The organism is Enterobacter cloacae complex sp. SHL020 (genome assembly GCF_049236945.1).
GTDB classification, from domain to species: domain Bacteria; phylum Pseudomonadota; class Gammaproteobacteria; order Enterobacterales; family Enterobacteriaceae; genus Enterobacter; species Enterobacter dykesii.
Genome location: NZ_JBMKJF010000006.1, coordinates 13,939 through 36,291, shown reverse-complemented (window position 1 = coordinate 36,291; position 22,353 = coordinate 13,939). Strand labels below are relative to the sequence as shown.

Genomic DNA, 22,353 nt, shown 5'->3' with positions numbered 1-22,353 from the left:
GGGTGAACCTTCTATTCTTTTGCGACAGTAGTCACATTTTTATAACGGGAGATCAACAGATGAGTTCATGTGTCGCGGCAAGCGAGGCGGTAGCGCCTGCAAAACCCGCCTGGCGGGCCGTCTATTCACTGGGGCTGGGGGTGTTTGGTTTGATTACGGCAGAATTTCTGCCCGCCAGTCTGTTAACGCCGATGGCCGCGAGCCTGGGCGTGAGTGAGGGAATGGCCGGACAGGCCGTCACCGCCACCGCGCTGGTGGCGCTGGTCACCGGGTTGCTGATTACGCCGGCGACCAAAAGTATCGACCGCCGCTGGGTGCTGATGTTTTTCTCGGTGCTGCAAATTATCTCCAGCCTGCTGGTGGCCTTTGCGCCCAACCTGCACGTCCTGCTCATGGGGCGCCTTCTGCTGGGAGTAGCCATCGGGGGATTCTGGGCGATGTCGACGGCCACAACGATGCGTCTGGTTCCGGCGGATAAAGTGCCGAAGGCGCTGGCGGTGATCTTCTCCAGCGTATCAATTGCCACGGTGGTCGCGGCGCCGCTGGGCAGCTATCTGGGCAGCCTGATCGGCTGGCGCAACGTCTTTGTGCTCTGCATTCTGCCGAGCATGCTGGCGCTGCTGTGGCAGCTCTGGGTGCTGCCGTCCATGAAGCCGGAGAGCAGCGGCAGCCTGAGTACGCTGTTCCGCGTGCTGCGTCGTCCGGGGATGATCGGCGGCATGCTGGCGACCATCCTGATCTTCAGCGGCCATTTCGCCTTCTTTACCTACCTGCGCCCGTTCCTGGAAACGGTGGGGCAGGCGAGCGTTGAAACCATTTCGCTGATCCTGCTCGGCTTTGGGCTCGCCAACTTTGTCGGCACCTCCGTTGCCGGGCATCTGCTGGCACGCAATCTGCGCCTGACGCTGGCGCTGGTGCCGTTCGCGATGGGCGTTCTCGCGCTCACGATGGTGGCGTTTGGTCATCTGGCGATGCTGGACGGGTTCCTGGTCGCGCTGTGGGGCTTTGCATTTGGTCTGGTTCCGGTGGGCTGGTCAACCTGGCTTGCTACCACCGTACCGGATGAAGCCGAAAGTGCAGGCGGGCTGCTGGTGGCCTCAATTCAGCTGGCAATCAGTGCCGGTGCGGCCGGGGGCGGGGCGGTATTTGACCTCAACGGTGCCAGCGGCGTATTCGCGGGCAGCGGTCTTTTGCTGGTAACGGCGATGGTGATTGTGCTTATGGGAGTAAAAGTGAAGGCGGAGTGAATTATTTGCCGGGTGAGCGCAAGCGCCACCCGGCATCACGGTAAGACTTACAGCCCTTTCTTATCCATCCACACCGCCAGATCAACCAGACGGTTAGAGAAGCCCCACTCGTTGTCGTACCACGCCAGGATCTTCACCATGTTCCCGCCAATCACCAGCGTGGAAAGCCCGTCGATAATCGAGGAGCGTGGGTCGCCCTGGTAATCGCTGGAGACCAGCGGTTCATCGCTATAGCCCAGAATACCTTTCAGTGGCCCGCTGGCGGCCGCGTTGCGGAACGCTTCGTTCACCTCTTCGGCGGTCACGTTACGGCTCAGCGTTACCGTTAAATCTACAATCGACACCACCGGCACCGGTACGCGCAGGGAGTACCCGGTCAGTTTGCCGTCAAGGGATGGGATCACTTTCCCCAGCGCTTTTGCCGCGCCGCTGGAGTAAGGCACAATCGACAGCGCCGCCGCGCGCGCGCCGCGCAGATCTTTCTCCGGCTGATCGTGCAGCGCCTGGCTGTTGGTGTAGGCATGCGTGGTGTTCATCAGGCCATGCTCAATCCCGAACTGCTGATGCAGCACCTGAGCGGCCGGCGCCAGACCGTTTGTGGTGCAACTCCCGTTGCTCACCACCGCGTGTCGGGCGGGATCGTACTGCTCGTGATTAACCCCCATCACAATCGTCAGATCGTCGTTCTTCCCGGGGGCGGAAATGATGACGCGCTTGGCGCCGCCGTGGGTGATATGCACCGCCGCTTTTTCCCGCTCGGTAAAGAAGCCGGTGGCCTCAATCACCACGTCTACCCCGGCATCACGCCAAGGGATATTCGCCGGATCGCGTTCGCTAAATACGACGATCCGCTGCCCGTCTACCTGCAGCGCGCCGTCAGCCGCTTCAACGGGCGCGGGCAGTTTGCCCAGAAGGGAATCATGCTTCAGCAGGTGGGCGAGGGTTTTACTGTCCGTCAGATCGTTAATGGCCACAATCTGCAGATCCGGGTTACCCAGCGCCGCGCGCAGGAAATTACGTCCGATACGGCCGAAACCGTTAATACCGACCTTAACCATGGTGCACTCCTTATCTCTGTTGTCTGGAGCCACTGTAGGCGTCGGGCCGGCTGGCGTAAACGACAAAAAAGGATCAGATTACGCCATCTTGCGGCAGTGGAAGCGCTGGCGGTACTCGCCGGGCGTGAGGTGAAGCTGTTTCTCAAAGATGCGGCGCAGGTTAATGCTGGTACCAAACCCGCTTTGCTCGGCAACGCGCTCAAGGGAGTCATGGGTCTGCTCAAGCAGCTGGCGGGCCGCGGCCAGACGCGCTTCGGTCACGTAGCGGGCCGGAGAAACTCCCGCGTCGCGAGTAAACACGCGGGTGAAATTACGCGGGCTCATTGCCGCTTTCTCGGCCAGATTTTCCACGCACAGGTCGGCGGTGAGGTTTTGCAGAATCCAGGCTTGCAGTTCGCTTATCGGGCCCGATGCACCGGGCTGCTGCAGGCTGTAACGGCTGAACTGCAGCTGGCCGCCGGGACGGCGCAGATACATCACCATATCCTGCGCCACGTCGCGGGCGAGAGTAAATCCGTAGTCGTCCTCCACCAGCGCCAGGGTCAAATCGAACCCGGAGCTCACGCCGCCGGAGGTCCAGATGGGGCCATCCTGAATGTACAGCGGGCCGCCTTCGACCTGGATTGACGGATACTGGGCTTGCATCGTCTCCAGCAGCCGCCAGTGGGTGGTGGCGCGACGACCGTCCAGCAGGCCGGTCTGGGCCAGCAGCATCGCGCCGCCGCAGATAGAGGCTACCCGCCGGGCATGCGGCGCAGCGAGATGCAGCCAGTCCACCACCGCCGTGCTCTCCTGCTCGTTCATGCCGCGTCCGGTGATGATAATGGTGTCCAGCGGTTCGCGCGGATCCAGCTCCGGCAGGCGATAGTCCGCCAGCAGATTCAGGCCGGACTGGCCGTGGATCACCTGGTGAGGCTGCGTGGTGGCGATGATAATCCGGTAGCGGGGGTGGGAAAGCCCTTCCGGATGCAGCCGGTTGGCCTGCATCAGAATGTCGGCGATACCGGCGGCTTCAAACAGCATGCCGCCGTCGGGAACGATAATCAGGATCTTTTTCATGTCCTGAAAAGTACCTTTATCACAGAATAAGTCAAGCAGCGCGTGCGCTCCACTTTTCTGGCAAAGCAATGCGATTTAAGTTCTTTGTTATTTCAGGCGTTATCCCCGATCGTCAGAGAATTATCTCTGGCGAAACGGCGTCTGAAGGAATGAGTAAACGAAGCTCCCTCTATTTACATCCGCAACAACGCGAACAAATCCGCCACCTTGCATCGGGTTTTTTATGGCGCAGCGAACTGCCCACGTGGCTGTTGATTATCACGATTTATGCGGGCTGGTTTGCCACGCTGGCGTTCTGGCATACGCTCGGCCTGCTGCCCGCCACGCTGATGCTCATCGGGTTTACCGCCTGGTACATGTCCCTGCAGCATGAGCTGATCCACGGGCACCCCACGCGTTTTGCCTGGCTTAACCAGCTGTTCGGCACGCTCCCGCTGGCGGTCTGGTATCCGTATGGCCTGTACCGGGACTCCCATCTCGCCCATCATCGGCACCATAGCCTGACCCATCCGGTGGATGACCCGGAGTCGTACTATTTTACCGACGAGAGCTGGGCGCGCTTTTCCCCCTGGCAGAAGCGCCTGATCCGGGCCCGAAATACCTTTGCCGGGCGGCTTCTGCTGGCGCCGCTGCTGGATATCCTGCAGACGCTGGGCAGCGCCGCGACGGCGTTTCGTCATCTTCATCTGCGGGCGATGACGATGTGGCTGGTTCACATCACGCTGCTTGCGACACTCTTCTCCTGGATGACGCACGTCGGTTTTTCACCCGTCTGGTTCGTTCTGGCCGTCAGCTATCCGGCGCTGGCGCTGACCAAGGTCCGATCGTTTTTCGAACATCGCGCGGCGGACGATCCGCTGGCGCGCTCCGTCATTAACGAGGCCGGGTTATTCTGGCGGGTACTGTTTTTGAATCTCAACTACCATTCAGTACATCACGATCTGCCGGGCGTTCCCTGGTACGGGCTGAAGGCGATCTACCAGCAAAACCGGGAGGCGTACCGGGAGCGAAACCACGGTTTTCTCGTCAGAGGCTATGGTGAATGGCTGCGTCAGTTCTGGGTGAGACCCGTCGACGTCACCGTTCATCCCGCAAAACAACAGGGGGAAGGGTATGAGTAACCTGCTGGCGTTTCCCATGTATGCCGTGGATCGCGCCGATACCCGCGCGCTCTGGCTGGCGGTAAAGGGGCTGCTGGCTGCGCGCGTTGTGACCGTCGATCGCGACCCCGGCTGGCCGGAGTCTGACCTGCTGAGCCACTGGCGACAGCCTGCGCTTGTCCTCAGCCAGACCTGCGGTTATCCGCTGGTCACGCAGCTCCCGGACGTGCAGGTGGTCGGCTGTTTTCACTACGCGGCACCGGGCTGCGAAGGGATCCAGTACCGCAGCTTTCTGGCGGTGCGCGAGGAGGATCGGCACCTCACGCTGGCGGATTTTCGCGGACGTCGGGCGGTCTGTAATTCTCCGGATTCTCAGTCCGGCTACAATGCGCTGCGAAAAATAGTGGCTCCCCTGGCGAGCGGCAGTCCCTTTTTCGCGCAAACGTCCTTCAGCGGCAGCCATCGCCAGTCGCTGATTGATGTGAAACGCGGTACAGGGGATATCGCGGCCATCGACTGCGTGACCTGGGCTCTGCTGCAGCGCCATGAGCCGGAACGGCTTGCGGGGCTGGCGGTCATTGACCGCACCCCGCTGACGCCGGGGCTGCCGCTGATCACCTCGCATAACACCTCCCCTGAAACGCTTAACGCCATTCGCGATGCGCTCCGCGAGCTGGTGGATGCGCCGGAATACCGGGAGGTACGCGACGCGGTGCTGATTGACGGTTTTAGCGTGGTGACGCGCGAGGCCTACGCCTCATTGTTGGCGTGATAAATCGCCTGCGCGTCGGTAAAACAGCGCAGCGCCAGTGAGGAGACGGGCTTCTGCCTGCGCATAATCAGCCCGACGGGAGTCTCAATGTTCGCATCAGCGATGGGGACAATCCTGAAGTTGCTGTTCAGCGCTTCCAGCCCGTTGTTCAGCGGCATGACGGCGCAGCACACGCCGCTCTGAACCGCCTGAATGATCTGGAACGTCGAGTCGCTCTCGAAAACGGATGTCGGTTCGATGCCAGCAGATTTAAAGCTGGCCTCCATGTGCGCCCGGTAATGCATCCCTTTGGTCAGGAACCCCAGCGGAAAATCCGTCAGGTCGTGCCAGGTCAGCGTTGCCTGGCCGAGCTGAAAATGGCGGACGTCGTGCAGCAGGCCCATCTTCGTTTTTGGCAGCTGGATAACGTCAAACAGGCTGGTGTCGATGCTGTTGAGGTAGCAAATTCCCAGCTCAAGCTGATTACGGCTGACGCCGTCGGCAATCTGCGCGGAGGACATGGAATAGAGGCTGTAGGTCAGCTCCGGGTATTTTTGCGTCAGCAGGCGAATGAAGATCATCGGATCCACGCTCGCCAGCGGCACCATCCCCAGACGGAGTTCGCCCACCACCAGGCCTTTGCACAGTGCGGCTTCCGCCTGTAGCCCGTCGTGCGCGGCCAGCAGGGCGCGGGCCCACGCGAGGATGCGTTCCCCCTCCGGCGTAAACCCTTCAAAGCGCTGCCCGCGCACAATCAGCACCAGCCCCAGCTCCTCTTCCAGGCTGCGGATACGCATGGAGAGGGTCGGCTGGGTGACGTTGCACTGCGAGGCCGCTTTACCAAAGTGGCGGGTCTCGTCGAGCGCGATTAAATATTTTAACTGTTTAATATCCATCATTCTCTCTGCGCGAGCAGCCTTACAGCATGCGGATCTCTTTTGAGCGCAGGGTGATGCGAACCGGAACGGATTTATACGACGGCGTACCGCTGTCCTTATCCAGATAATCAAGCGGCACCAGCACGTTGGCCTCAGGGTAATAGGCGCCGACGGTGCCCGGCGCGATGTTGTACGCCACCACGGTAATGTCCGTCAGACGTTGGACGCTGCCGGGGAGGGCGGTTTCGATATCCACACGATCGCCGTGTTCCAGGCCTGACTGCGCCATATCGTCCTCGTTCATGAACAACACGTCGCGGCGGCCAAATACGCCACGGTAGCGGTCGTCAAGGGCGTAAATGGTGGTGTTGTACTGGTCGTGGCTGCGCAGCGTGATTAGCCGCATAACATGCTCACCTTCGCCGCTGGCGTTCTCGTGAACGCCGTCGAACACCGAGAACATCGCTTTTCCCGTCGCCGTTGGCCAGATGCGCTGCGTTGGCGGCAGCGGCATGCGGAAGCCGCCGGGAACGCGGATCCGCGCGTTGTAGTTCTCAAAGCCCGGAATGGTCTGCTCGATCAGATCGCGGATCCGATCGTAATCCTCAACCAGCGTCAGCCAGTCCACGCGGGTTTCCGGCAGCGTGGCTTTCGCCATGCCGGCGACGATAGCCGGTTCCGAGAGGAGTAACTGTGAGGCGGGCTTCAGCTTGCCGGACGAGGCATGCACCATCGACATGGAGTCTTCGACGGTAATGGACTGGCGGCCGGTGGCCTGAACATCCAGCTCGGTACGGCCAAGACACGGGAAAATAAAGGTCTCTTTGCCCACCAGCAGATGGGTACGGTTCAGCTTGGTCCCGACGTGAACGCTCAAATCCAGGTTACCCATCGCCGGAAAACCCCGCTCGTGATCGGGCATCGCGACGGCAAAATTACCCCCAAGGCAGATGAGCGCCTTCGCGTGGCCGTCGATCATCGCCTGCGTGGCCTGCACCGCATCGTGTCCGTGGTGAGACGGCGGCTCAAAGCCGAAAACGTCCTTCAGACGGTTCAGGAAGGTCGGCGTGGGTTTCTCGCTAATCCCGACGGTGCGGTTCCCCTGAACGTTAGAGTGGCCACGCAGGGGGCAGATTCCCGCGCCGGGCTTGCCGATATTCCCGCGCAGCAGCAGCAGGTCGGCGATCAGGCGGACGTTTGCCGTACCTTTATTGTGCTGGGTAATGCCCATTCCGTAGGTAATGATGGTGGCATTTGATTTCGCATAGGCGTCGGCTACCTTTTTGAGCGCCGCCTGGCTCAGCCCAGACTCGCGCTCGATCTCGTCCCAGCGGGTTTGCGCGATATCGGCGGCGAAGTCCTCAATGCCCTGGGTGTGTTCGGCAATAAACGCATGGTCGAGCACGTCACCGCGTTCGGCCTCCATTTCCAGCAGATGTTTGGCAATGCCTTTCAGCGCGGCGGCATCGCCCCCGGCCTTCACCTGGAAATAGGTCGAGGCGATATCCGTTGAGCCGTAGGTCGCCATTTCAATCACGCTTTGCGGGTCGGCGAAGCGTTCGAGGGCGCGCTCGCGCAGCGGGTTAAAGACGATAATCGGCACGTTGCGACGGGCCAGCTCATGGAGAGTACCCATCATTCGCGGATGGTTGGTGCCGGGATTGTGGCCGATGGAGATCACCAGCTCGGTCTTATCGAAGTCGTCCAGCGAGACGGTGCCTTTCCCGATGCCAATCGAACGCGGCAAACCGACGCTGGTGGCCTCGTGACACATATTCGAGCAGTCGGGGAAGTTATTGGTGCCGTATTCGCGGGCGAACAGCTGGAACAGATACGCCGCTTCGTTAGAGGCGCGTCCGGAGGTATAGAACTCGACCTGGTCCGGTTCGAGCCCGCGCAATACTTCGCCGATGCGTTGAAACGCCTCTTCCCAGTCGACGGGCCGGAAGGTATCGCTTGCCCGGTCGTAGCGCAGGGGATGCGTCAGTCGACCGTAGCCTTCCAGTTCAAAGTCCGATTTTGCCAGCAGCGAGGAGACGCTGTTCTCAGCCAGAAACGCGGGGGTAACGCGTTTGCTGGTGGCTTCCCAGGTCACCGCTTTGGCGCCGTTCTCGCAGAACTGGAACGTCGATTTGTGTTCTTTATCCGGCCACGCGCAGCCCGGGCAGTCAAAACCGTCAGGCTGGTTGGTGCGCAGCAGCGTGGCGGGAGCATCAAGGGTATCCATTTGGGTACGTACCGCGATTGCCGTCGCTTTTAACGCGCCCCAGCCTCCGGCCGGACCGTCATAGTGTCTGATACCCGGCACCGAGCGTCTTTTCTTATTCATACCCACTCCTGATTTCTTCGGTCACACAACGTCTGAACCCGTAAAAGCGCTGTACAAGACAATAAGCGAAAGCAATGACGACCGGATGGCTACGCGCATGCGGTGCTGAAAAATGCCTTATCTTAAATTCTTTTTATTACAGTGGTTTATCGGATTTAATGCTTAAATATTTAAAGAAATTATAACGATTTTTTATCATTTTAATAATAAATCTTATCTATCACCCGGTAGGCAAGATAGATGGGATGAGCAGGGGAGGATGTAGCAACAATAAAATTTCGAATGAAGCCTGTTGGCGGTGGCAATAAAAAACATTCACAGCTGGCGGGCTATCGCGAGCATTTTCGGCTGCGATAAGGTCATGAAGGTTAACTCAGGCTTAATGATTAAAGGATATAATTTATGCCTGACAGGGTAATTATCACAACGCGAAATATAAAGTTATTTTGAGGCGTAAAATTAACGTCGTGCAACATAAGTGAAATAGCCACATTCACGTTGTCGGGTGCATTCAATATTAAAGATACCCTGTTAGTGCAACAAATAATTCATCGTTCATATATTCTACTGACCTCACCAATACGCGAATTCTACTAATTATGGTAGTGGCGATAATAGCAGTACTGCGTTAATGAAAGTGGTTCTCTTTTGTTATTTTTAATTATAATACAATAACATGAGTGGTGATGTGGTGGGGAAATAACAGCGTGTAGGTCGTATCGGCTTTTTTCATAGGATTAATCCTATAATTTTCCGACTGCTTCATTTACCAACAGTTACGTAGCGGTAAATATTGAATTGAGGCGAAGCTCATGTAAACTTGTTTACCGTTTGTCAAAATATGTCAGGAAGACACTGGGCCTTATTCTGAAGGGCTCGTGCGGTAGCTATGCCCTTAAAATAGTAACGCCCCGAAAATATCCTGGCTATTTTAACAATAGCACTAAAGTCAAACTTCACTCCCTTATCTTCATCATCGAAATATCGCTACGGAAAAGCATATGAAAATGCGCGTACTGTTTTCACTTCTGTTTGTAATGGCGGTGGCGGGCTGTAAAGCGCCGCAGAAACCTGTGATCAACGACGATACGATCGAGACCAGCCAGGTCAACGGCGTAACTTTAACCCACCGTCACGCTGTCACGCCGCCGGCGGAGTTCAACCCGGTCAACGAACCGTATCGCGCCATGTATCCGGCCTCCCTGATGAGCCGTCCTGACTTCGGCGGCAAAGTTATCCGTAATCTCGAGACCGGAAAAACCTACGTGGTGCTGGGGCAGGTTGAACACTACTGGATGGCGCTTGCCGATGAAGGTAACGATCAGCTGATTGGTTACGTCCCGATGCGCGCCGTGATCAAGGCCGACCTGTACGACGCCGCCGTGCGTAAACAGGCTATTCGTCCGAAGGCGCGTAAAAAAGCGACCTGTGTCGACGTCGACGGCAACAGCAAAGCCTGCAAAGACAGCGCTAACGGTACCTGGATCCTGAACTAAACGGCTTGCATGAGCGCATTTTTATGAATAATAAAAATTTTCATAAGCTGTGGTTATTCTTTTACGCGGTGATTTTCGCCCTGGTCAGTGGCTGTACGTCGTCTTCACACAGCGACCCCTCCCGCTACAATCTGCAGTTTCAGGCTCATCCACAAATCAATGAATCTGCGCCGCTTAAGGTCCGGGTGTTATTGCTGAAATCCGATGCGGATTTCATGTCCAGCGACTTCTACTCCCTGCAGAATAACGCGTCAGCCACGCTTGGCGCGAATCTGCTGAACAGCGACGTGTTCTTCCTGATGCCGGGACAGCTGTCCAAAACCCTCAGCGGACAAAGCTCTCCGGAGGCCCGCTACATCGGAGTGATGGCGGAGTATCAGGTGCTGGATGGCAAAAAATGGCGCGTTTCACTCCCTCTGCCCGTGCCTGGCGAAAATCATATCTACCAGTTCTGGAAATGGTCCGCAGATGAACTTCAGGCCAACGTTTTTCTCGACGTGAACGGCATTCGGGTCATCAGCCAGTAACGCGCTTCAACACAGGAAACACATCATCATGACGAAAGCAGAAAAGGTCGTCTGGACCGAAGGCATGTTCCTGCGTCCACACCATTTTCAGCGGACTGAAAGCTATCTGCTCAACCATGTTCGTGAATGGGGCGCGCTGCAGCGGTCGTATCTCTGGGGCTTTCTTGACGTTGAACTGGATGAAGCGATGCTGCGTCAGGGATGCATTGCCCTGAGCTACTGCAGTGGCCTGCTGCCGGACGGCACCTTTTTCCAGGTGCGTAACGGGCGCAACGGTCCTGCACCGCTGAAAATTCCTGACAATCTCACCAACGAAAAGGTGGTGCTCGCGCTGCCGGTTCGTCGTGGCGAGAGAGAAGAGGTGATTTTTAGCGAAGAGCCGGCCTCGCTGGCGCGCTTCATCGCTTTCGAGCAAGAGGTGGAAGACGACAACGCCATGTCGGTGGGGGATGCCACCGTCCAGTTTGGCCGTCTGCGTCTGACCCTGATGCTGGAAAAAGACCTCACGGCAGAATGGACCGCCATCGGCGTGGCGTTTGTGACGGAGAAACGTAACGACAACCACGTGCGGCTCGATAACAGCTACATCCCGCCGATGCTCAACGCCAACAACAGCCCGCAGATCTACAGCATGATCAACGATCTGCACGGTCTGCTGGTCCAGCGCAGCCAGCAAATTGGCGGTCGTCTGCGCCAGCCTGGCCGCTTTAACACCTCCGAACTGATTGAGTTCACGCTGCTGTCGCTGGTTAACCGTCATCTGGGCGAGGTTTCTCATTTAAAAACCCTCCCGCTGCTGCATCCGGAAACGCTCTGGCGCAGCTGGCTGCCGTTTGCGACCGAGCTCGCCACCTGGACGTCCCAGCGTACCGCCGAAAGCGTGCTGCCGATTTACGATCATGACGATCTGGCTAACTGCTTCAGCAAGCTGATGCTGATGCTGCGTCAGGGACTGTCGCTGGTGATGGAAGACCACGCGATTCAGCTGCCGCTTAACGAACGCTCTCACGGCCTGAACATCGCTACAGTGCCTGAAACCAGCATGGTGCGCGAGTTCGGCTTCGTGCTGGCGGTAAAAGCCAACGTGCCGGGCGAACACCTGCAAACCCATTTCCCGGCGCAGATGAAGGTCGCGCCGGTCTCGAAAATCCGCGATCTGGTTCAGCTTCAGCTGCCGGGCATTATGCTGCGCGCCATGCCGGTCGCGCCGCCGCAGATCCCGTGGCATGCCGGCTACAGCTACTTTGAACTGGAGAAGGGCAGCGAGCTGTGGCACGAGATGGATAAGTCCGGCGCATTCGCCCTGCACCTTGCAGGGGAGTTCCCGGGGCTGGATATGGAGTTTTGGGCCATCCGTAGCCCGACAGAATAATAAAGCGAGCGCTTAATATGCAGGAACGACAGGACACCGGCAGCGATGCCGCGTTTACCGGGGCCAGTAGCAACAATCAGCTGGTGGCGGCCGCCAATCCGCTGCTCAATGCGATTCCGCAGATCCGTCATTCGGTCTCCCATGACGATCAGGTGGCGCTACGCCAGCGCCTGATCGATGAAATTCGCCGTTTCGAAGTCCGCTGCCAGCAGGCGGGGCTGCCCTACGAAGTGATCGTCGGGGCGCGTTATTGCCTGTGTACGGCGCTCGATGAGGCTGCCGCGCTTACCCCCTGGGGCAGCAGCGGCGTCTGGTCAAGCAACGGTCTGCTGGTGACGTTCCACAACGAAACCTGGGGCGGCGAGAAGTTCTTCCAGCTGCTGGCGCGCCTGTCGCAGAACCCGCGCGAGCATATCCTGCTGCTGGAGATGATCAACTACTGCCTGCTGCTGGGCTTCGAAGGACGCTATCGGGTGCTGGATAATGGCCGCACGCAGCTTGAAACCATCAAGCAGCGGCTGTGGCAGATGATCCGCGGCGTGCGCGGCAGCTATCCGCCGCCGCTTTCTCCCCATCCGGAAGATCGTCCGGTACTGCGCAAGCTCTGGCGGCCGATGGTTCCCCTGTGGGCCTGCGTGGCGCTGGCCGGGTTTATCGCCTGTCTGTTTTATATCGTGCTTAACTGGCGCCTTGGCGATAACACCAACCCGGTGCTGGCGAAGATTTACCAGTCCCAGCTGCCGGAAACCACTATTCAGCAGCCGGCCCGTCAGCTTCCGGCGGCGCTTAACCTGCGCGGCTTCCTGAAGCCTGAAATCGAGGCTGGCCTGGTCGCGGTGAAGGACGAAGCGGATCGCAGCGTCGTTATCCTGAAGGGCGACGGGCTGTTTGCTTCTGCCTCTACCGTCGTGCGTGACCGCTATGAACCGGTCATCAACCGCATTGCGCAGGCGATGAATAACGTCAGCGGCAAAATTCTGGTGGTGGGCTACAGCGACAACGTGCCGATCCGCAGCGCACGCTTTGCCTCGAACTATGAACTCTCTCTGGAACGCGCTCGCTCGGTACAGAAAATGCTGCAGGGAAGCCTCTCTCAGCCTGGCCGCGTGAAAGCGGAAGGGCGGGGCGAGATTAACCCGGTGGCGCCGAACACGACGCCTGAAAATCGCGCCCGTAACCGCCGTGTGGAAATTACTCTGCTGGTGTCGCCTGAAAACACTCAGGCTGAGCTGAACGGATTGCCGCAAGGAAACTAAGGATGCTGACTACACTTCTTTCCATTTTGACCAACCGCATTCTGTGGAGCTTCCTCGGCGTAACGGCGCTTGCGGCGGTGATCTGGATGATTGGTCCCCTGTTGTCCATCGTGGACACCCGACCGCTTGAGTCTGAACAGAACCGTATTATCAGTATTGCCGTGGTCTATCTGCTTTGGGCACAGGGCCACATTCTGCCGCGCCTGTACAACGCCTGGCTGAACCGCAAGCTGATGGACAAGCTCAAAGAGAACACCGCCAGCCCGGAAGCCGCCGATCCGCAGAAGCGACTGAACAACGAGGAGCAGATCCTCGCCAGCCGCTTTGATGAAGCCGCGCAGATGCTGAAAAAAGCGCACTTCAGCAAGGCGGGCCAGGGCGCCCAGTGGACGCAGCGCTTTAGCACGCAATATCTCTATCAGCTGCCGTGGTACGTCATTATCGGCGCGCCGGGATCCGGTAAAACCACGGCGCTGGTCAACTCCGGGCTACAGTTCCCGCTGGCCGATCGCTTCGGTAAGACCGCGCTGCGGGGCATTGGCGGCACGCGTAACTGCGACTGGTGGTTCACCAATGAAGCGGTGCTGCTGGACACGGCGGGCCGCTATACCACCCAGGAGAGCGAGCAGGTGCAGGACGCCGGCGAATGGCTGGAGTTCATCAACCTGCTGCGTAAGTATCGCCGCCGCCAGCCGATTAACGGCGTCATCATCACTATCAGCATTTCTGACCTGCTCACCCAGTCCGCCGAGGCGTCCCGCCAGCAGGCGGTGAACCTGCGCCAGCGTCTGTCCGAGCTGCATGAACAGCTGGGTATTCGCTTCCCGGTCTACGTGATGGTGACCAAGGCCGACCTGCTTAAAGGCTTCCGCGCCTGGTTTGCCGACTACGACAAAGCGCAGCGCGACCAGATCTGGGGCTTTACGCTGCCGTGGGAACAAACCAAACACGCCGATTACGACCTGATGGGCAACTTCCAGCAGGAGTTTTCCCTGCTGCAGCAGCGCCTCGATGCCGGGCTGCCGGAAACCATGCTGAAAGAGCACGACGCGAAAACCCGCGCCGAAGCGTATCTCTTCCCGCAGGAGTTCGCCGCGCTGCGTCCGCTGCTGGCGGATTACCTGAGCACGGTCTTCGCCCGCTCCAACTTCGAAACCGAGTTCTCTCCGCGCGGGATCTACTTCGCCAGCGGAACGCAGGAAGGCATGCCGTTTGACCGAGTGATGGGTGAACTGAACCGCGCGCTGTCGCTACCGGAAGGGGGAGAGGCGGATAACTGGGATTCGGTCAGCAAAGAAGCGCCGATCCCGGGGGCAAAAGGCCAGAGTTTCTTCATTAAGAACCTCCTGCAAAACGTCATCTTCCAGGAAGCCGGGATCGCGGGCGAAAACCGCTGGTGGGAGCTGCGCAACCGGGCGGTGATCTGGTCCGGCTACGCGGCGCTGCTGGCCCTGCTGGTCATCCTCGGCGGTTTGTGGCTGACCAGCTATGCCAAAAACAAGGCCTATCTGGAAGAGGTGGATGCTAAGGTGCCGCTGCTGGACCAGCAGAGTAAGGCGTTGCAAAACCAGACCCAGCGTGACCTGTTCGATCTGCTGCCGCTGCTGAACGGTCTGGTGGACCTGCCGAAAAGCGACGCGTTTGATGTGAACGATCCGCCCGTATCCCGCCGTATGGGGCTCTACCGCGGAGATGACGTCAGCGACGCCTCGCAGTCGCTGTACCAGAAAGCGCTGGATCAGATGCTTTTGCCTGCCGTCGCCATGCACATCACCACCTGGCTTCGCAACGACAACGGCAGCGATGTGGAATACAGCTATGAAGCTCTGAAAGCCTATCAGATGCTGTATCAGCCGAAGCACTACGACGGCAAATTCCTGCATTCGTGGGTGATGCTCAACCTGCAGCGAAATCTGCCGCAGAACGTCACGAAGGCGCAACTACAGCAGCTTGAATGGCACCTGACGCAGCTGCTGGAACCGAAAATTCAGGCCTCGCCGTACGCGCAGGAGGAATCTCTGGTGGCCCGCGAAAGAGCGATGATCGGCCAGCAGCCGCTCTCCACGCGCGTCTATGGCCGCCTCAAACGCCTGCTGGAACATGATGAGAACCTGAAGCCGGTCTCCCTTTCCGACCTGGGCGGACCGCAGAGCGAGCTGGTGTTTTCACGCAAAAGCGGCAAGCCGGTAAGCGAAGGCGTACCGGGTCTGTATACGCCGGACGGTTACTGGAAAAGCTTTAACGGCCAGATTGACAGCGTAACCACCGCCCTGCACGAGGACGACGCCTGGGTGCTGGGGGCCGCGACGGCGCAGGAGGATAAACAGCAGATCGATAACGCCGTGCGCCAGCTCTACATGCGCGACTTTATCGCTAACTGGGATCGCTTCCTCGCCGACATTCAGCTCAATAACAGCGCCGATCTCTCCCAGCGCATCAACACCGCGCGCCTGCTCTCCGGCGCAAACTCGCCGCTGCGCCGTCTGGTGCAGAACCTGAGCCAGGTCCTGACGCTGTCGCGCAACGCGCCAGCGCCGGAAGATGCGGGCAAAGCGCAGGATCAGAGCAACCGCGCCACCCGCACGCTGGAAGCCCTGTTCAGCAACAACGACGCAGCGCCGACCCAGGCCGCCGTGGTCACCCTGGCGCCAGAGCAGCTGGTCACCGACCACTACGCGCCGATGATTGAGCTGGCGCAGCCGCTGGAGAAGGGCGGGAAGACCATCGTGTTTGATGATTTTCTCAAGCAGGTGGATGAGCTCTATCGCTACCTGACTGCCGTCCAGGATGCCGCCAACAGCGGCATGCCCGCACCGGGCGGCGAGGCGATCAGCCGCCTGCAGGCCAGCGCTGGTCGCCTGCCGGGCGGGCTGCAAACCATGTTCAGCAATATGGCGGTGGGCGCCAGCAGCGATACCCAGCGCCGCGACCTCGAAAACGTGCGGAAGCGGATTAACGTTGAGGTGGGAGGATTCTGCCGTCAGGCAATCGCCGGCCGTTACCCGCTGGTGCGCAGCGCCAGCACCGAGCTTACGCCTGACGATCTCGCGCGCATGTTTGCGCCGGGAACCGGGCTGATGGACGCTTTCTTCCGCGACAATCTGACCAATAAAGTGGATACCACGCAGGCAAACTGGCGCTTTATGCCGGGCATCGACGGGAAAACGCTGCCGGGAAGCGAAGGGCTGCTGAGACCGTTCCAGCAGGCCCAGTCGATTCGCGACGCCTTCTTTGCTAATGGCGCCACGACGCCGTCCTTCAAGGTGACGGTTCGCACCGTGCGAATGGATAACACCATTCTGAACCTGACGCTGGACGTTGACGGCCAGCTGCTGCGCTACAGCCACGGTCCGCAGGCCGTGCAGATCATGAACTGGCCGGGGCCGGGCGGCACCAACCAGGTACGCATGCAGCTGGGGCTGGCTAACGGCAGCACGGCGACGCTGGTCACCAACGGCGCCTGGGCGCTCAACCGCTTCTTTGATAAAGCGAGCACCAGCCCGGGTGCGGGTAGCCTGAGCCGTCAGGCCACCTTCAACGTCGACGGACATCAGGTCACGCTGGAGTTTGCGCCAAACAGCATTCGTAACCCGTTCCAGCTTCCCCGTTTCTCATGCCCATAACCGCAAGGACAGCCGTATGACGAATACCCCTGCGATGAACCGCTACAGCTGGTATGGCAAATTACCCAGCGCCGGAGATTTTTTGCAGCGTCGCTTTCCTGACACTTTACAGCGCCAGTGGTCACACTGGTTCCAGGCCGGTCTGCTGGCCTGGCAGCAGGAAGAGCAGCGCAGCGGCGAGCGCCAGTTTCACAAAGCGCCAGTCTGGAATTTTGTGGTACCGCCTATGCTTGGCAGCCAGATGATCCAGATGGGCTGTCTGCTGCCCGGCCGCGACAGCGTTGGCCGACAGTACCCGGTTTGCCTTCAGCTGAGCTTCGCCCCGTCAGAGTGGTCGACCAGCCTGCTCAGCCAGGCCGAAAGCTGGTACCAGCAGATTGGGCGCCTGGGGCTGCACGCGGTGCGCAACAGTTTTTCCGCCTCGCAGTTGGATGAGATGCTGATGACCATTCCGGCGCCGCAGCCCGTCGAGCCGCAAAAGCGTTCCGACATCCTTGATGTGATTGGCTATGACGAGGACGGCCAGAGCACGCTGGGCTGGCCTCAGGCGGCCGAGTGTTTTGATCCGCTGCGCCAGACCAGCTACTGGTGGACCAACCGCTGCGACGGCTACCCGCTGTACACCCACGTGCACAGCGGTAACTTTACCGGGCAGCTTTTCACCCTGCTGTTCGACCCGGCAGGGGGCGCCCGTCCGGGGCGTCACGGTCTCTATCCGCCCATGTTTGAATAAGCAGGGATCTCATGAATATCGAAGAATTTCTCGCGCCAATCAGTCCCGAAAAACCCTGCGGCGAAAACCTGGAGTACGACGCCGACTTCCAGGCGATGAACCAGGCAAGCCTTGGGAAAGCGGAACAGCAGTTTGGCGACACCATTATCCCGGCAGAGCCCGCTGACTGGAACACGGTGGAAAAATACGCCACCAGCCTGCTGACCCGCACCAAAGATCTTCGCGTACTGCTGGCGTTAACTCATGCCTGGACGCGCCGCCGCGGGCTGGCGGGCTACGCGGACGGATTATTGCTGGTGCAGGAGGCGATCGCCCGTTACTGGGAGACGCTCTATCCGCTGCTGGAAGAGTATGGCGAAACCGACCCGTTCTACCGCATTAATGCCCTGGCGGGGCTGAGCGATAAATCTGACCTCACCGTCGCCGTGCGAAACGCCTCGCTTCTGCGTTCAAACGGCGATGAAATTTCGCTCCGGGATGCTCAGGCCCTGCTGGACGGCAGCAAGACGGAATGCCCGGACTATCCCGGCGGCCGTCCACGGCTGATTGACGAGCTGGCCCGGGGCGACCAGCCGGGAACCGCAGCGGTTATCGTCATTAACGAACGTCTGCTGGCGATTCGCGAGCTGCTTACCGGGCATCTCGGTGAAAGCGGCGTGCCCGAGATGGAGCAGCTGCTGAAAACCGTCGGACTGGTCGCCAGCGCGTGTCAGGTGACCGACATCAGCAAGCTGCTGCCGAACCGTGAGGCGCAGGCTGAACCACAGGCCGAGCAGCAGTCGGCGGCAGCGCAGCCCGCTCAGCCGGTCACCGACTGGCGTAGCGTGCAGGTCACCAGCCGCGCCGACGCGCAGCTGATGCTGGAAAAAGCGAAGCAGTATTTTGCGCAGTACGAACCGAGCCACCCCGCACCGCTGATGATTGAACGGGTGCAGCGGCTGTCAGAACTTAACTTTATGGACATTATTCGCGACCTGGCGCCAGACGGCGTTAACCAACTGGAAAACATCTTTGGGCGCCGCGAATAGCGCGTCCAGGCATTATGACGTCAGGCATGGAGCCTGTCGTTTTACCTTCACCGCGCATCTTTGATGGAGAACATCATGGCAATGAGTAACAGTGGGCAGAAATTCATCGCACGTAACCGTGCCCCCCGCGTGCAGATCGAGTACGACGTAGAGATCTACGGTGCAGAACGTAAAATTCAGCTGCCGTTTGTGATGGGCGTTATGGCCGATCTGGTCGGCAAACCGGTGGAAAACCTGCCGGCCGTCGACGAGCGTAAATTCCTCGAAATCGACATCGACAACTTTGACGAACGCATGAAGGCGCTGAAGCCGCGCGTGGCGTTCCAGGTGGATAACACCCTGACCGGCGAAGGTAAGCTCAACGTGGATCTGACCTTTGACAGCATGGACGACTTCCTGCCGGATGCGGTTGCCCGCAAGGTTGAGCCGCTGAACAAGCTGCTGGAAGCGCGTACCCAGCTCTCCAACCTGCTGACCTATATGGACGGCAAAAACGGTGCGGAAGAGCTGATCGCTAAAATTCTGCAGGATCCGACGCTGCTCAAATCCCTGAGCCAGTTGCCGAAAAATGACGAAAGCGCGAAAGGTAGCGAGGAATAATCGATGAGCAACCAGACTCAACAACACGAGCAGCAGGCGGGTCAGGCGTTCAGCCAGGATGAATTCAGCGCGCTGCTGAACAAAGAGTTCCGCCCGAAAACCGATCAGGCCCGTTCAGCCGTAGAAAGCGCGGTCAAAACCCTGGCGCAGCAGGCGCTGGAAAATACCGTCACCTTCTCGAACGACACCTACCGCACCATTCAGAACCTGATCGCCGGTATCGACGAGCAGCTGTCGCAGCAGGTGAATCAGATCATTCACCACGACGAGTTTCAGAAGCTGGAGAGCGCCTGGCGCGGTCTGAGCTATCTGGTGAACAACACTGAAACTGACGAGATGCTGAAGATTCGCTTTATGAGCATCTCCAAGCAGGAGCTGGGCCGCACCCTGAAGCGCTTCAAGGGCGTGGGCTGGGACCAGAGCCCGATTTTCAAGAAAATCTACGAGCAGGAGTACGGTCAGTTCGGCGGCGAGCCGTTTGGCTGCATCGTGGGCGACTACTACTTCGACCACAGCCCGCAGGACGTTGAGCTGCTGGGCGAAATGGCGCGCATCGGCTCTGCGGCGCACTGTCCGTTTATCACCGGTACCGCACCGGGCGTGATGCAGATGGAGTCCTGGCAGGAGCTGGCTAACCCGCGCGACCTGACCAAGATCTTCCAGAACACCGAATACGCCGCCTGGCGTTCGCTGCGTGAATCCGAAGATGCCCGCTATCTGGGCCTGGTGATGCCGCGCTTCCTGTCGCGCCTGCCGTACGGCATTCGCACCAACCCGGTCGACAGCTTTGATTTCGAAGAGCAGACCGACGGCGCGAACCACAACAGCTACTCCTGGGCGAACGCCGCGTACGCGATGGCCGCCAACATCAACCGCTCCTTCAAAGAGTACGGCTGGTGCACCTCGATTCGCGGCGTGGAGTCCGGCGGGGCGGTGGAAAACCTGCCGTGCCACACCTTCCCGAGCGATGACGGCGGCGTGGACATGAAGTGCCCGACCGAGATCGCCATCAGCGATCGTCGTGAAGCCGAGCTGGCGAAAAACGGCTTTATGCCGCTGGTTCACCGCAAAAACTCCGACTTTGCCGCCTTCATCGGCGCGCAGTCGCTGCAGAAACCGGCCGAGTACCACGATCCGGATGCCACCGCCAACGCGCGTCTGGCCTCACGTCTGCCGTACCTGTTCGCCTGCTGCCGCTTTGCCCACTACCTGAAGTGCATCGTGCGCGACAAAATCGGCTCCTTCCGCGAGCGCGAAGAGATGGAGCGCTGGCTGAACGACTGGGTGATGAACTACGTCGACGGTGACCCGGCTAACTCCTCCCAGGAGACCAAGTCCCGCAAACCGCTGGCGGCGGCGGAAGTGCAGGTGCAGGAGATTGAAGATAACCCGGGCTACTACGCCGCGAAGTTCTTCCTGCGTCCGCACTACCAGCTGGAAGGTCTGACCGTTTCCCTGCGTCTGGTTTCTAAACTGCCGTCGCTGAAGACGAAAGACGCGTGATGAAGACACGGACGCCCCCTCTCCCCTGACGGAGAGGGTGGGGGAAGGGGGAAAATACCGCTGCGGTGGTTATCCTGTTTTCCTCAAACATCACTGTCCGTAAGAATTCAAAAATTAATCCCCGGTAATGCCGGGCTTATTCGGTTCCAGAATAACGCCCGGTAATAATGACTTCACATTCCTTCCGTTTTTTCGAAGGAATGTAAGACTGTCAAATGACACGGGTCATTTGATGTGAGGCAGAGGTAAAATATGGACGGTTTTATTCAGCCCCATGCTTTCCTGTTTGCCATATAAGTGCTTTTTCGAAAGCAATATTGTTCATCCACGAAGAGTAGATATTATGGCTATTGATATGTTTCTGAAGGTCGAGGGTGTTACGGGCGAATCTAAAGATTCTAACCACACCGGCTGGACTGATATTACCTCCTTCTCCTGGGGTGCTTCCCAGCCAGGTAATATGAGCGTTGGCGGTGGCGGCGGTGCCGGTAAAGTTAACTTTAACGACCTGCACGTTAACGCGCTGATCGACAAATCCACCACCGCTATCCTGAAACACTGCGCCAGCGGTAAACACCTGACTAAAGTTGAGCTGTCCGTCTGTAAAGCCGGCGGCCAGCAGGTGGAATACTCCCGCATCACGCTGGAAGATGTGCTGGTCACTTCTGTTCAGTACACCGGTGCAGACAACGGCGATACCGTTGGTGTGACCTATGCATTCCAGGCTGCGAAAGTGAAACAACAGTACTGGGAGCAGACCACGTCTGGTGGTAAAGGTGCTGAAAGCAGCGCTGGCTGGAACATCAAAGAAAACAAAGAAGCATAATAATAGTGGGCCCGAAAGGGCTCACTTTATCCTGAGCTTCTTATCAAGGAGAAACTAGATGTCTCAAATGCGTCCTGCTTTTGGCGCCGCCTGGAACCGATTCAGAGAAGTGAACGTAAACGTAGAACAGGTTGGCAAGTTATTGGGTGGAAAAGTTCAGCATAATATTGATGCTGGTATTTTTAAAAATGCCTGCCCAATTCGTATGAGCTACGTTTTAAATTACTGTGGTATCCCGATTCCTTCTAATAGCAAATATGCGACAGTTACCGGAAACGACAAAAAGCGCTATATGTTCCGCGTTAAAGATATGATTGCATTTCTACCCACGGTACTGGGCAATGCAGATATGTCAGTTTCTTCCCCAACGCCTTCCCAATTTGCTGGGAAGCAAGGCATTATCATCTTTACCGGGCACGGCTGGAGTGATGCTACCGGGCACGTAACACTCTGGAATGGAAATATTTGCTCTGATGACTGTCATTTCCTTGGTTCTCCTGGAAATGGCTCGTTTATTCCTACCAACGCAACGTTCTGGAGCCTGAAATGAAACGTTTACTGCTGCTCGTGTTGGCATTAAATGCCTCTGTTGTTTATGCCCAAACGCTGCCTGATATCAGTGCTTTTTCTCAGCAACAAATCTTTGAAAACTGGGTGCAAAACCGGTGTATCGGTAAGATTGCGGACAGCAAAGCCCTGAAAGCTGATGCAGAGGCCAGCGCCGCCGCATGGCTCGAAGCTAGCAATTTGCCTGCTGAGAATTTTGAAAAAGCAGATAAGGTGATTGCTTCTCTACTGAAAGAGAAAGTGGGTGGCACTCAGCCGGGTCATTATCAGGTATTGAAGTGCAGCTTAATCGCCAATAGCGACGCGATTCGTCCGCTCAAAACGCCAGAATAGAACAGATGGAATCGGCCCCCAAACGCCGCCGTTCTCGCCCCGAGAGCGGCAGCGTTTGAGCGCTAAT

19 protein-coding genes are annotated in these 22,353 nt (G+C 58.4%); 15 read left to right on the top strand and 4 right to left on the bottom strand.

Translation table 11 applies throughout. The features are described 5' to 3' along the window. Window positions 1-59: 59 nt before the first annotated feature. The gene (locus ACOTZB_RS15360; protein ID WP_421627677.1) at window positions 60-1,247 is read left to right on the top strand and encodes an MFS transporter; all 1,188 of its coding nucleotides are present in this window, start codon (window positions 60-62) and stop codon (window positions 1,245-1,247) included. Between the two features lie 47 nt (window positions 1,248-1,294). Here ACOTZB_RS15360 and gap read toward each other — a convergent pair whose 3' ends face one another. After that, window positions 1,295-2,305: a type I glyceraldehyde-3-phosphate dehydrogenase gene (gap, locus tag ACOTZB_RS15355; RefSeq protein WP_047173199.1), complete on the bottom strand. Its 1,011-nt coding sequence runs from the start codon at window positions 2,303-2,305 to the stop codon at window positions 1,295-1,297. A 78-nt stretch (window positions 2,306-2,383) separates the two neighbouring features. Further along, window positions 2,384-3,364 carry a GlxA family transcriptional regulator gene (locus ACOTZB_RS15350; RefSeq protein WP_421627675.1) on the bottom strand — a complete coding sequence of 327 codons (981 nt, stop codon included), beginning with the start codon at window positions 3,362-3,364 and terminating at the stop codon, window positions 2,384-2,386. A gap of 149 nt (window positions 3,365-3,513) precedes the next feature. Here ACOTZB_RS15350 and ACOTZB_RS15345 point away from each other — a divergent pair, with 149 nt between their 5' ends. Continuing rightward, a complete protein-coding gene (locus ACOTZB_RS15345) occupies window positions 3,514-4,485 on the top strand; it encodes a fatty acid desaturase (RefSeq protein WP_421627673.1) in 972 nt (323 codons plus the stop codon). Then, on the top strand, window positions 4,478-5,236 hold the full coding sequence (locus ACOTZB_RS15340; protein ID WP_421627672.1) for a phosphate/phosphite/phosphonate ABC transporter substrate-binding protein: 759 nt from the start codon (window positions 4,478-4,480) through the stop codon (window positions 5,234-5,236). Before ACOTZB_RS15345 ends, ACOTZB_RS15340 begins: the two co-directional genes overlap by 8 nt. On the opposite strand, the gene ACOTZB_RS15335 is transcribed toward ACOTZB_RS15340, so the two are convergent. Both ACOTZB_RS15335 and ACOTZB_RS15330 read right to left on the bottom strand, forming a co-directional pair. Beyond that, window positions 5,215-6,111, bottom strand: coding sequence for a LysR family transcriptional regulator (locus ACOTZB_RS15335; RefSeq protein ID WP_421627827.1), 897 nt, complete (start codon window positions 6,109-6,111; stop codon window positions 5,215-5,217). The two genes, ACOTZB_RS15340 and ACOTZB_RS15335, sit on opposite strands and share 22 nt — an antisense overlap. A gap of 22 nt (window positions 6,112-6,133) precedes the next feature. Further along, on the bottom strand, window positions 6,134-8,422 hold the full coding sequence (locus ACOTZB_RS15330) for an FdhF/YdeP family oxidoreductase (RefSeq protein WP_421627671.1): 2,289 nt from the start codon (window positions 8,420-8,422) through the stop codon (window positions 6,134-6,136). 1,001 nt (window positions 8,423-9,423) lie between these two features. Here ACOTZB_RS15330 and ACOTZB_RS15325 point away from each other — a divergent pair. The 12 genes from ACOTZB_RS15325 (at window position 9,424) to ACOTZB_RS15270 (ending at window position 22,286) form a co-directional block, all read left to right on the top strand. Further along, complete coding sequence (locus tag ACOTZB_RS15325; RefSeq protein WP_032658425.1) at window positions 9,424-9,918, top strand: hypothetical protein; 495 nt, start codon at window positions 9,424-9,426, stop codon at window positions 9,916-9,918. A 23-nt stretch (window positions 9,919-9,941) separates the two neighbouring features. Continuing rightward, the gene (gene tssJ, locus ACOTZB_RS15320) at window positions 9,942-10,445 is read left to right on the top strand and encodes a type VI secretion system lipoprotein TssJ (RefSeq protein WP_047652274.1); all 504 of its coding nucleotides are present in this window, start codon (window positions 9,942-9,944) and stop codon (window positions 10,443-10,445) included. 28 nt (window positions 10,446-10,473) lie between these two features. Then, window positions 10,474-11,817 (top strand): type VI secretion system baseplate subunit TssK, encoded by a 1,344-nt coding sequence (gene tssK, locus ACOTZB_RS15315; RefSeq protein WP_024909829.1) that lies wholly within the window; start codon window positions 10,474-10,476, stop codon window positions 11,815-11,817. A gap of 17 nt (window positions 11,818-11,834) precedes the next feature. Continuing rightward, complete coding sequence (locus ACOTZB_RS15310; protein WP_421627670.1) at window positions 11,835-13,073, top strand: DotU family type VI secretion system protein; 1,239 nt, start codon at window positions 11,835-11,837, stop codon at window positions 13,071-13,073. 2 nt (window positions 13,074-13,075) lie between these two features. Then, entirely contained in the window at window positions 13,076-16,696 is a 3,621-nt protein-coding gene (gene tssM / locus ACOTZB_RS15305; protein WP_421627669.1) for a type VI secretion system membrane subunit TssM, read from the top strand. A gap of 16 nt (window positions 16,697-16,712) precedes the next feature. After that, window positions 16,713-17,429 carry a type VI secretion system-associated protein TagF gene (tagF, locus tag ACOTZB_RS15300; RefSeq protein ID WP_337279659.1) on the top strand — a complete coding sequence of 239 codons (717 nt, stop codon included), beginning with the start codon at window positions 16,713-16,715 and terminating at the stop codon, window positions 17,427-17,429. A gap of 11 nt (window positions 17,430-17,440) precedes the next feature. After that, window positions 17,441-18,457: a type VI secretion system protein TssA gene (gene tssA, locus ACOTZB_RS15295; protein ID WP_193806593.1), complete on the top strand. Its 1,017-nt coding sequence runs from the start codon at window positions 17,441-17,443 to the stop codon at window positions 18,455-18,457. A 75-nt stretch (window positions 18,458-18,532) separates the two neighbouring features. Beyond that, window positions 18,533-19,057, top strand: coding sequence for a type VI secretion system contractile sheath small subunit (tssB, locus tag ACOTZB_RS15290; RefSeq protein WP_008502644.1), 525 nt, complete (start codon window positions 18,533-18,535; stop codon window positions 19,055-19,057). 3 nt (window positions 19,058-19,060) lie between these two features. Then, window positions 19,061-20,560 (top strand): type VI secretion system contractile sheath large subunit, encoded by a 1,500-nt coding sequence (gene tssC, locus ACOTZB_RS15285; RefSeq protein ID WP_023336028.1) that lies wholly within the window; start codon window positions 19,061-19,063, stop codon window positions 20,558-20,560. 343 nt (window positions 20,561-20,903) lie between these two features. Continuing rightward, window positions 20,904-21,386 carry an Hcp family type VI secretion system effector gene (locus tag ACOTZB_RS15280; RefSeq protein WP_008502640.1) on the top strand — a complete coding sequence of 161 codons (483 nt, stop codon included), beginning with the start codon at window positions 20,904-20,906 and terminating at the stop codon, window positions 21,384-21,386. A gap of 58 nt (window positions 21,387-21,444) precedes the next feature. Further along, window positions 21,445-21,936 carry a type VI secretion system amidase effector protein Tae4 gene (locus ACOTZB_RS15275; protein WP_193806598.1) on the top strand — a complete coding sequence of 164 codons (492 nt, stop codon included), beginning with the start codon at window positions 21,445-21,447 and terminating at the stop codon, window positions 21,934-21,936. After that, complete coding sequence (locus tag ACOTZB_RS15270) at window positions 21,933-22,286, top strand: T6SS amidase immunity protein Tai4 family protein (protein WP_193806600.1); 354 nt, start codon at window positions 21,933-21,935, stop codon at window positions 22,284-22,286. Before ACOTZB_RS15275 ends, ACOTZB_RS15270 begins: the two co-directional genes overlap by 4 nt. Window positions 22,287-22,353 lie beyond the last annotated feature (67 nt).